Below are 10097 nucleotides of genomic sequence, written 5' to 3'. Positions count from 1 at the left end.
ATGTTTTGCCTCTTGCCATACTTCCTATAACACAATAAGCATCATATGGTTAACAAAAAGGCGCCTTTTATCTAAAAAAATGTATAAAAAGCTGAAGCCGTCCCAAATTACTTTTGAGACGGCTTCTCTTTTTTTGAGGGAGGCCTACAGCTTGCTTTTCTGAGAGAAACAGCTGAATTTTTTAAAACGAGCTTTTTGTACATTTGAGGGCTGGAACAGATCAAAATTTATGAACTATCAACAAACTCTTGATTACCTGTATGAACACCTCCCCATGTTCACCCGCGTTGGCGCCAGCGCATTCAGGAAAGATCTGCATAATACCCTCGAATTGTGCAATCAGCTGGGCAATCCTCAACAGCAATTCAAATCCATCCATATAGCCGGTACCAACGGCAAAGGCTCTACGAGTCATATGCTGGCCGCTATTTTCCAGCAAGCCGGTTATAAAACAGGACTATACACTTCTCCGCATCTGAAAGACTTCAGAGAACGGATCAGGATAAATGGCGAAATGGTCCCTGAATCTTTCGTTATAGAATTTACAGAACAGCTCAAACCATCTATAGAAAGTATCGGTCCTTCATTCTTTGAACTGACAGTAGCAATGGCATTCCAGTACTTTGCACTGGAACAGGTAGATATTGCCATTATCGAGACAGGACTTGGCGGCAGGCTGGACAGCACCAACGTGATCACTCCTGAGCTCTCTGTAATTACCAACATCAGCTATGATCATATGCATATGCTGGGTAATACCCTTACAGAAATAGCAGGAGAAAAAGCAGGCATTATCAAAGCAGGAGTTCCCGTAGTTATTTCTGAGACACAGACAGAAGTACAATCTGTCTTCGCGGAAAAAGCTACTGCTATGAAAGCAGCCATACACTTTGCCGATAAGGAATGGCTGGTACAGGAGAATGAACTCTCCGGCAATCATCTGCAACTGGGGCTGGTACCTCATGGCTCGGGCGATAATGCAACGCTCAGGCGCATACGTACTGATCTTACCGGCGGTTATCAGACCAGGAATATCATGGGAGTGCTGAGTGCTGTGAAAGTAATGCAGAAAGCGGGATGGGAACTTCCTGAAGCGGCTGTCAATACAGCGTTACAGCATGTTAAAAAGCTGACAGGGCTGCGCGGGCGCTGGGAAACGATCGCTCATCATCCGCTTACCATAGCAGATGTGGGACATAATGAAGCAGGTATTACAGAGATCGTTGAACAGCTGCGGCATATGGTATACCGTCAGCTGCATATTGTAACCGGTTTTGTAAAGGATAAAGAGGTTGATAAAGTGCTGACGCTCTTCCCTCCTGCAGCAACATATTACTTTACCAAAGCGCCATTGCCAAGAGCTATGGATGAGAAAGAGCTGGCGGAAAAAGCGCATGCGAAGGGGTTAAAGGGGCATGATTATCCCACCGTGCAGCAGGCGTATATGGCTGCGAAGCAGCATGCGCATGAAGATGATCTTATATTGGTTTGTGGTAGTTTTTTTATAGTGGCTGAGATTCTATAAAGAAAATTAACCGGCCTTTGGCCGGTTAAGGTAATCTCAGTTCTTTCAGTTTCAGCAACGCATAAAACAGACATGTAACGTGCAGGCTCTGTAAGATCTTATTCTCCTTCAGCAACTGCTCCACATCTTCCAGCTCCATCAATACTATTTCAATTTCTTCATTTTCATCAAGGTCCTGTTCCTGTACTTTCTTACCACCTGTTGCCAGGAACATATGCGTAAGGTTATTACTGGATGCAGGATTAGGCGCCACGCTACCCAGGTTGATAAGCTTTTCGAAATCATAACCTGTTTCTTCCAGCAACTCCCTGCGCATAGCAAATTCCGGGGAAGGATCTGTATTATCCATAGTACCACCTGGTATCTCAAGAATAGTTTTACCTATTCCCTGGCGGTACTGGCGTACCATCACTATGCGGCCATCTTCCGCTATAGCAACACAGTTTACCCAATCGTTATATTCCAGTACATAGTAAGGCTCAACGATCTTTCCCTTAGGCGTCTGGCAGGTATCACGGCGTGCCGTCAGCCAGTTATCCCTGAACAGGTATTCAGAGCGCAGCAACTTCCAGTCTAATGATGACATATCAACAGTTTGATGATTATTTCCAGTTATTTCTTTCCTTGAGTCTCTCTATATGCGCAAGATGATGCTTACCATGCCAGGAGTAATTGGCAGCTACGGTACGCAATTCAAAGGTCTTTTTGGTTTCCGGATGAACGAAAGTACGTGTCCATTGCTGGTCTGTCAGGTTATCCATCAGGTTTACCCAGCGGGTGTGCAGGGCATGCAGTAGAGTGATGGAAACGTTGACAGGGGTATTGGCCACATCCGGCAATTCTGCCCAGGCAGCCTCGTCATAAGGCTTGATAACAGGATTGTCTTCTGTCAGCGCCAGTTTGAAACGTGTCAGCGCATTGGTATGGCTATCTACCAGGTGATGTACAACCTGGGTTATAGTCCAGCCATCAGGACGGTAAGGAGTTGCCAGTTGCGGGGCATCCAGCGTCTGTATGGCAATTTCTACCAGGGAAGGCAGGTAGCGGATATCGTTGATATATCCTTTCAGGGCCTCTGCCGGGATAGATGCCGGGGCTTCGAAACGCCCGATGGGATACTTAAGTTGTTCTAAGTCCATGTATAATGATGCTTGATTCTAATACCTAACTTTCTCTCAGCGCTTTTCCTGTCATATGGATGAATACATCTTCCAGGTTGGCTTTCTTCACTTCTTTTTTGCGCTCAAACCCACCAGCTACCAGCTGGTCTATCAATGTATCCGGCGATTCCAGGGCAATTATACGGCCGCTATCCACGATAGCACAGCGATCGCACAGGAACTCGGCTTCATCCATATAGTGTGTGGTGATCACAACCGTTGTTCCCTGGGCACGTACCTGCTGGATAAGGTCCCAGAGGTTACGTCTTGCCTGGGGGTCAAGACCGGTAGTAGGCTCATCCAGGAAAATGATCTTAGGTTTGTTGATGAGTGTAGTGGCTATGGAGAAACGCTGTTTCTGTCCGCCGGAGAGTTCCTTGAATTTAGCTTTCGCTTTATCTTCCAGGTTGAAGAGTTTCAGAAGCTCTTTTGGATCTGCTTCCTCGTTATAGAGGCCGCAGAAGAGGATGATCAGTTCTGTCAGGTTCAGACCGGGGTAATAACCGGAGCTTTGAAGCTGTACACCTATCACTTTCTTTATAGCGCCCGGATCTTTGTCAAGGTCTATACCGTCTACAAATACTTTACCGGAGGTCTTTTCCCTGAGCGTTTCGATGATTTCCAGCGTAGTAGATTTTCCGGCGCCATTGGGGCCTAACAGTCCGAATATTTCATTTTCGTATACATCAAAGCTGATGCCTTTCACTGCTGTAAAATCTCCATACTGCTTTACAAGGTCTTTTACTTCAATAATCTTCCTCTTTTCCATAGGACTAAATTAATGCAAGCGGGGAAAAACTGCTCAAAAAAATTGCTTTTGCCTCCGGCAAAAGCAATTTTTTTGAGCAGTGGCCTGCAGCCAGCAGAAAATCCTTTTTTATTTTTTGACAAAGAACTGGGTAAAGAAGGTGATTCTCCCTTTATCAGCAGTTCCTATACCTATCAGGTTATAGTCTCCCAGCATGTTCTTCCTATGGCCGGGGCTTTTGATCCAGCCATCTACCACTCCTTTTGCGTCCAGGGTACCATAGGCAACATTCTCTGCCGCAGCTTTTACGCCGCCCAGTTTCATTGAAGCGGCATCCATGCGTATTTCCATGTCTTCATGTCCGAAGCCGGTCCTTCCTGTAGCCATGTTCTTGCTGTGTTTGGCAGCCAGCATGCAGCAGTAGGATTCCAGTTTCAGTGGCGCAAGGCCATGTTTAGCACGGAACTGGTTGGTATAATAGAGAATGTCCTTCACCAGCTGGCTTTCACCATCCCCGTCCTCATCTCTTATAGAGGTGGTATGTGCCGCAGATGTACTGTCTGATGGTACGGTACTCCGGTGACAGGCAAATAAATGGAAGGTTAAAAAGGTCGAAAATACCAGTAATGTAAGCTTGCGTGTCATAATGTTTATAATAATGAATAAAAATTGGATATGGTCTCTGTTTAAATCATTAGACTCAAATAACCAGTGCTGGTTTAGCAATAGTTATACCAAAAACTTACACTTCAAATATTTCTGATAATGAACCTTTTAGCCAAGGCGTTATTTTCAACTATTAACTATCCGCTGCCACACGTCCATCATATTTTTGGAACCGAGGAATACAGGTACGCGCTGATGGAGTTTGGAAGGCTTCAGTTCCAGCAGTCGCTGTCTGCCGGTAGCCATTGCCAGTCCGCCGGCTTTTTCCATAATGAACGACATGGGATTGCACTCATAACATAAACGTAAACGTCCTCCTGCATATTTTCCAAAGGCAGGATACATAAAAATTCCTCCCTGGATAAGTGTACGGTGTACTTCTGCTACCATACAGCCCACAAAGCGGTGGCGATAGATCTTGCCGTGTGCATCTTTAGCCAGGAAATATTCAATGGCTTTGCGTATTTTCTCTTCATAGAGGTAGTAGTAGCCAATGTTGACAGAGAAGATGTCACTTTCCGGCGGGCATTTCAGGTTGGGATGTGACAGACAGAATTCCCCGATGGAAGGGTCCAGCGTGAAGCCCTGTACACTGCGGCGGGTAGCATATACCAGCATAGTGGAAGAACCATAGATGATATAGCCTGCTGCTATCTGTACATACCCGGGCTGCAGGAAATCTTCCAGCTCACACAGGCTGCCTGAAGGTGTGAGGCGGCGGTAAACAGAAAAGATAGTGCCGATAGACACGTTAACGTCAATATTACCCGAACCGTCCAGGGGGTCTATCAGTACTACATACTTGGAGTTGCGGGAATGCTCATCGTCAAAGGCGATGAAGTTCTCGTTCTCTTCCGATGCTACACCACAGCAATAGATGCTGCTGCGGAGGGACCCGATAAACTGGTCGTTCGCAAATTCGTCCAGCTTTTTGACCGATTCTCCCTGTACATTCACTTTACCGGCTTCACCCAGGATATCAGCAATACCTGCCTTGTTCACTTCTACATTCACCCGCTTTGCGGCGAGTCCTATATCTCTCAGTAATCCAGACAACTGTCCGGTGGCTCCGGGGTAGTTCCTCAACTCCTGGATGGTAAATTCATCCAGGGTCATTACTTTTCTGTTGTTACTCATGTATATTGGATTAGTTTACTCATAATTATACCTCCACAGTACCGGGCTAAAACATCTATCTAATTTAGCAAAATAGGGTTATTTTAATGGAATTGTCATTTTCACGTAAACAAATTTTTAAACAAATTTAAAGTTGTCTTACTTTGTCCCGTATTTTTTTAACGGAAGATTATATCACATATGAAGGTTTTCAAATTTGGTGGTGCAAGTTTAGAAAGTGTTGAACGTATACAGCAGGTAGCAGCAATTGTACAGTCATTCTCCGACCAGCAGCTGCTGATCGTTATTTCGGCCATGGGAAAAACCACCAATGAACTGGAAAAAGTGGCGCATAACTTCTATCTCCGTAAACGTGAAATTGCCGCCCAGCTCCTGTCTAACATTGAGCAGCAACACCTGGAAATAGCAGAAAAGCTACTGGGCAACAGGGAAAATCCCTTATTTGATCAGCTGCAGCAATTCTTTACGGAAGCGGAATGGACGCTGGGAGAAAAACCGGTCCGCTCTTATGACTATTATTATGACCAGCTGGTAAGCCTGGGTGAGTTGCTGAGCACAGCTATTGTAAGTGCTTATTTCAACCAGGCAGCGATAAATAACACCTGGGTAGATGTCAGGGATGTATTCCGTACAGATGATACCTTCCGCGAGGCTAATATCAACTGGGAAGTAACACAGCAACAGGTAAACGAAAGGATACTACCTCTTTTCAAACAAACCAATATTGTCATTACACAGGGTTTTATTGGCAGCACAGATCAGAATGAAAGTGTTACCCTGGGCCGCGAAGGCAGTGACTATTCTGCTGCAGTATTTGCCAATATGCTGAATGCAGAAAGCCAGACCATATGGAAAGATGTGGAAGGGCTGAAGAATGCCGATCCGAAGCTGTTTCCGAATACTATCAATATTCCTGAGATCAGTTTCAGTGAAGTAATAGAGATCTCTTATTATGGTGCACAGGTGATACATCCTAAAACTATTAAACCTCTGCAGAATAAACAGATCCCGTTATATGTCAAGAGTTTTCTGAATAAGGACCTGCCTGGCACAGTGATCCGTGAAGAAGTTGATAACAAACACCTCCCTCCTATTATTGTACTGAAAAAGAACCAGGTGTTGCTTACTATTACGTCCCGTAATTTTGATTTTATTACAGAAGACAGGATCAGTGATATCTATGAGATGTTTCACAAGCTGAAGATCAAGATAAATTTGATGCAGAATGCTGCTATCAGTTTTTCCTGTTGTATAGATCATAACTCTGAAAAGATTGAGCTGCTGATGAAGGCCCTGCATAATGACTTTAAGATATCTTATCATGAGGGGCTGGAGTTACTGACTGTACGGTATAACCAGGATGGGATGCTGGAAGAGTTGAGTAAAGGCAGGAATGTGTTGCTGGAGCAGCGTTCGCCGGTCACGATCCAGCGGGTTTTGAAATGAGGCTTAATACCCTGCCTGACCGGCATGCGGCCGGTTAAATTGTTTAAAAAGCGCTTTTGCCGAATTGGCAAAAGCGCTTTTTTGTTTTAGAAAAGGACAGCCCTGCGGTCAGCCAGGAATATTTGATGAGTGGCAATGTTAACCTGATTTATTAAAGCTAATTTTGAAACGGAATATGAACTGTAGCCTGATGAAATTATTCTTGCAAAAAGAGACGGGGAATAATTTTTTTCGTTTTCCTGCAACCTTTTTCCGCGTAGATCGTCTTTTAAAAAACAACCTGCATGAAAAAGGTATCCATATTTGCCATTATAACCCTGGGTATCCTTACCATTATTGCACTGGAGGGCAGGGCTTTACAATGTTACAAGCAGTGCGGGAAGAAATATTCTCCTGAGATGCTCACATTATACCTGCTCAGCCTTGGATTTGAGCCGGTAGTACAGACAGAGTATAAGCCTTTCCACCAAGCCGAGATTTAAGCTTATGAAACAACTAATCCTGATTGTATTGCTTGCTATTGCGAGCTATTCGACCTCTTTTGCCCAGCAGATTAATGGAAAGGTCACCATTAAGATAACGGAAACCAATGGGCAGCCCCTGCCTTTTACCAACGTATTGCTCCGTCAGGTAAAAGATTCCAGCCTTGTTAAAGGCGAACTTAGTACTGTAGATGGTACCACTACCTTCGAAAAGATAGAAGCAGGAAAATACTTTATCCAGGCTTCATTAATGGGTTATGCCACCGTTAACACTGCCTCCTTTTCCATAGATGCCTCTCACCGGCAGCTCAACCTGCCGGCCATTGCCCTACATCCATCTACACAGACATTACAGGGAGTAACAGTATCTGCCCAGAAACCTTTTATTGAAAGAAAAGACGGCGCTACCGTGCTGAACGTGGAAAGCAGCCTGGCCGCCTCCGGCGGATCAGCCCTGGACGTACTGAAAAGAGCTCCCGGTGTACAGATAGACAAAGACGATAACATCATTCTGAAAGGCAACCAGGGAGTAACTGTTATGCTGGATGGCAAACTTACTTACCTGTCTGGCGAACAGCTGGCCAACCTGCTGAAAAGCCTGCCTGCTGAAAGTATTTCACAGATAGAGATCATTACCAGTCCTTCCGCCAAATATGATGCCGCAGGTAAAAGCGGCATCATTAATATCAAGACGAAGAAAGGCGTTATTACAGGGATCAACGGATCTCTCAATGCGGGAGGCGGATTTGGCCGTTATGGCTTTTACAATGCTGGTGGCAACCTGAACTGGCGTACACAGAGATTCAACCTCTTCGGTACATATAATTATGCCAACCGCAAATTCTTTAACAGCCGTTTGCTTACACGTAACATTGAAGGAGATGAGCCACAATTCTTTTCTTCTTCAGTTTATGGTAACAGGAATTTCATCAACAACAGTTACAAAGCGGGGATGGATTACTTCATCACCCAAAAGCATACTGTAGGCGTACTGGTAAATGGCTACAGGAATTCTTTCTATGCCAATAACTGGAACAGGACAGATATCAGCAGCGGACGTTATCCTCACAGGGTACTGGACTCTATTCTGAATACTTTTTCTACCAGCAACAACCGTTTTAACAATACCACGGTGAACCTGAACTATAAGGGTCAGCTGGACACAGTAGGCACAGAGCTCAGCGTGGATGCCGACTATGCAGATTTTAAATATCAACGGCGCATACATCTGCGGGACAGCATGTACTATGTAGATCACCAGCAGAATGTCAATCCGCATGCTATCCGCAATTTTACAGTGACCGCTTTTACCATCAAGAGTATTAAGGCTGATCTTGTACTACCTGTCAATAAAACCACGAAGATAGAAGCCGGTTTCAAAGGCAGCTTTGTAAAAACAGATAATGACCTGTCTTACGATTCTCTGCAGAACGGTCATTATGAGCATGCAGTTACACAAAGTAACCGGTTCATCTATACTGAGGATGTGCTGGCAGCATATGGCATCATCAAAAAGAATTTTAAAAAGACCGATATGCAACTGGGGCTACGTATGGAACATACAAGCTCTGACGGGTATTCCGTTACATTACAGTCCCATGTAAAGCGCAATTACCTGAATCTCTTTCCCAGCCTGTCTGTCGATCATACCTTCAGTGAAACGCATAAACTTGGTCTGTCCTATTCAAAGCGTATTACACGCCCCTCCTACGATGATCTGAACCCTTTTGTATACTACCTGGACAAGTATACCTATTTCAGAGGGAACCCTTATCTGAATCCGGAATACATACATAAGGGAGAGATCACCTATACGCTGAAGCAGAAGTATATCTTAGCGGCCGCCTATACACTTACCAAAGATGTGATGCTGGAATATCTTGACCAGAACGACGAGACCAAGGTGACCACCAGCTATGACAAGAATTTTAAGCGTAGCTATGGATACAATGTTTCCATGACAGTACCGCTGGATCCCTTTAAATGGTGGAATATCACCAATAACGTGAACCTGAACTACAATAAATTTGATGTACAGGACAGCATGGTGAATACCGGCACCAGTGCGCTGGGAGTAAGTTATCAGAGTACACATACGTTTACTTTACCGGACAACTGGAAGCTGGAGCTGAACGGGTATTATGACAGCCCGTTCTCCTGGGGTATCTTTAAGTTCAAATCTTCTTATGCTGTAGGGTTTGGTGCGCAGAAATCACTTTTCAGCAAGAAGGTAACTGTGAAGCTGAATGTAACCGATTTCACTAATGGAGAGCAGTTCCGTGGTGTTGCCAGATACAACAACCTGGATATGAATATCCATAACCGCTGGCAGAACAGGCGCGCTAACCTGGCTGTTACATGGAACTTCGGCAACAGTGCGGTGAAAGCTGCGAGGGAAAGACAAACAGGAACTTCTGATGAGGAACGCAGAACGGGAAGCTGATCAGCGGGTCCCTTTTATATATCCTTCCAGATTATTGATGATATACTGCTGCTCATCTATTATATGCTTTACTACGTCGCCAATGGAGATCATACCTACCAGGCGGTTGTAGTTGTCTGTAACCGGTAAATGGCGGATATGTTTATCCGTCATTTTTACCATACAGCTTTCGATGGTATCATTTTCATTTACGGTAAAAGGATTTTCCGTCATGATCTCCCGGATCAGGGTTTCTTTGGAGGCTCTGCCTTTAACGATCACCCTTCGGGCATAATCACGTTCTGAAAAGATGCCCAGGACCTTCTCATTATCCTTTTCCAGAACAACAAGCGCACCTATGTTCTTGTCTACCAGCACACTAAGTGCTTCAAAAACAGTACAATCCGGCTGGATGGAATAAACTACATGCCCTTTTACCTGCAATATATCTCGCACTGTTCCCATAACGAGGTCTTTAGAATTGAACAAATGAAGGAATGTGGAATTAACG

The 10097-nt window shown here is 44.7% G+C and carries 10 protein-coding genes; 4 read left to right on the top strand and 6 right to left on the bottom strand.

Annotated features, from left to right (window positions below):
* Window positions 1–229 precede the first annotated feature (229 nt).
* The gene (locus GO493_RS10570) at window positions 230–1525 is read left to right on the top strand and encodes a bifunctional folylpolyglutamate synthase/dihydrofolate synthase (protein WP_157306116.1); all 1296 of its coding nucleotides are present in this window, start codon (window positions 230–232) and stop codon (window positions 1523–1525) included.
* Window positions 1526–1550: 25 nt separating this feature from the next.
* Here GO493_RS10570 and GO493_RS10565 read toward each other — a convergent pair whose 3' ends face one another.
* From GO493_RS10565 to fbp, 5 genes are all read right to left on the bottom strand, one after another.
* Window positions 1551–2111 carry an NUDIX hydrolase gene (locus tag GO493_RS10565; protein WP_157306115.1) on the bottom strand — a complete coding sequence of 187 codons (561 nt, stop codon included), beginning with the start codon at window positions 2109–2111 and terminating at the stop codon, window positions 1551–1553.
* Between the two features lie 16 nt (window positions 2112–2127).
* Complete coding sequence (locus tag GO493_RS10560) at window positions 2128–2664, bottom strand: YfiT family bacillithiol transferase (RefSeq protein WP_157306114.1); 537 nt, start codon at window positions 2662–2664, stop codon at window positions 2128–2130.
* A gap of 25 nt (window positions 2665–2689) precedes the next feature.
* Complete coding sequence (locus GO493_RS10555) at window positions 2690–3454, bottom strand: ABC transporter ATP-binding protein (RefSeq protein ID WP_157306113.1); 765 nt, start codon at window positions 3452–3454, stop codon at window positions 2690–2692.
* 108 nt (window positions 3455–3562) lie between these two features.
* Window positions 3563–4078, bottom strand: coding sequence for a CAP domain-containing protein (locus GO493_RS10550; protein WP_157306112.1), 516 nt, complete (start codon window positions 4076–4078; stop codon window positions 3563–3565).
* A gap of 147 nt (window positions 4079–4225) precedes the next feature.
* Complete coding sequence (fbp, locus tag GO493_RS10545; protein ID WP_157306111.1) at window positions 4226–5236, bottom strand: class 1 fructose-bisphosphatase; 1011 nt, start codon at window positions 5234–5236, stop codon at window positions 4226–4228.
* Window positions 5237–5416: 180 nt separating this feature from the next.
* Here fbp and GO493_RS10540 point away from each other — a divergent pair, with 180 nt between their 5' ends.
* The 3 genes from GO493_RS10540 (at window position 5417) to GO493_RS10530 (ending at window position 9607) form a co-directional block, all read left to right on the top strand.
* Window positions 5417–6682, top strand: coding sequence for an aspartate kinase (locus tag GO493_RS10540; protein ID WP_157306110.1), 1266 nt, complete (start codon window positions 5417–5419; stop codon window positions 6680–6682).
* Window positions 6683–6966: 284 nt separating this feature from the next.
* Window positions 6967–7164, top strand: a complete 198-nt coding sequence (locus GO493_RS10535) for a hypothetical protein (RefSeq protein WP_157306109.1) — start codon at window positions 6967–6969, stop codon at window positions 7162–7164.
* Between the two features lie 4 nt (window positions 7165–7168).
* Window positions 7169–9607 carry an outer membrane beta-barrel protein gene (locus GO493_RS10530; protein WP_157306108.1) on the top strand — a complete coding sequence of 813 codons (2439 nt, stop codon included), beginning with the start codon at window positions 7169–7171 and terminating at the stop codon, window positions 9605–9607.
* On the opposite strand, the gene GO493_RS10525 is transcribed toward GO493_RS10530, so the two are convergent.
* Window positions 9608–10051 (bottom strand): CBS domain-containing protein, encoded by a 444-nt coding sequence (locus tag GO493_RS10525; protein ID WP_157306107.1) that lies wholly within the window; start codon window positions 10049–10051, stop codon window positions 9608–9610.
* Window positions 10052–10097 lie beyond the last annotated feature (46 nt).

Source organism: Chitinophaga tropicalis (assembly GCF_009758205.1).
Classification (GTDB): domain Bacteria; phylum Bacteroidota; class Bacteroidia; order Chitinophagales; family Chitinophagaceae; genus Chitinophaga; species Chitinophaga tropicalis.
The sequence above is the reverse complement of the archived record's forward strand: the minus strand, read 5'-3'. Positions and strand labels throughout refer to the sequence as shown.

Coding starts and splice junctions, on each gene's coding strand:
- GO493_RS10560 (WP_157306114.1), bottom strand. CDS start 2,664: ATGGACTTAGAACAACTTAAGTATCCCATCGGGCGTTTCGAAGCCCCG.
- GO493_RS10565 (WP_157306115.1), bottom strand. CDS start 2,111: ATGTCATCATTAGACTGGAAGTTGCTGCGCTCTGAATACCTGTTCAGG.
- GO493_RS10540 (WP_157306110.1), top strand. CDS start 5,417: ATGAAGGTTTTCAAATTTGGTGGTGCAAGTTTAGAAAGTGTTGAACGT.
- GO493_RS10535 (WP_157306109.1), top strand. CDS start 6,967: ATGAAAAAGGTATCCATATTTGCCATTATAACCCTGGGTATCCTTACC.
- GO493_RS10525 (WP_157306107.1), bottom strand. CDS start 10,051: ATGGGAACAGTGCGAGATATATTGCAGGTAAAAGGGCATGTAGTTTAT.
- fbp (WP_157306111.1), bottom strand. CDS start 5,236: ATGAGTAACAACAGAAAAGTAATGACCCTGGATGAATTTACCATCCAG.
- GO493_RS10550 (WP_157306112.1), bottom strand. CDS start 4,078: ATGACACGCAAGCTTACATTACTGGTATTTTCGACCTTTTTAACCTTC.
- GO493_RS10570 (WP_157306116.1), top strand. CDS start 230: ATGAACTATCAACAAACTCTTGATTACCTGTATGAACACCTCCCCATG.
- GO493_RS10555 (WP_157306113.1), bottom strand. CDS start 3,454: ATGGAAAAGAGGAAGATTATTGAAGTAAAAGACCTTGTAAAGCAGTAT.
- GO493_RS10530 (WP_157306108.1), top strand. CDS start 7,169: ATGAAACAACTAATCCTGATTGTATTGCTTGCTATTGCGAGCTATTCG.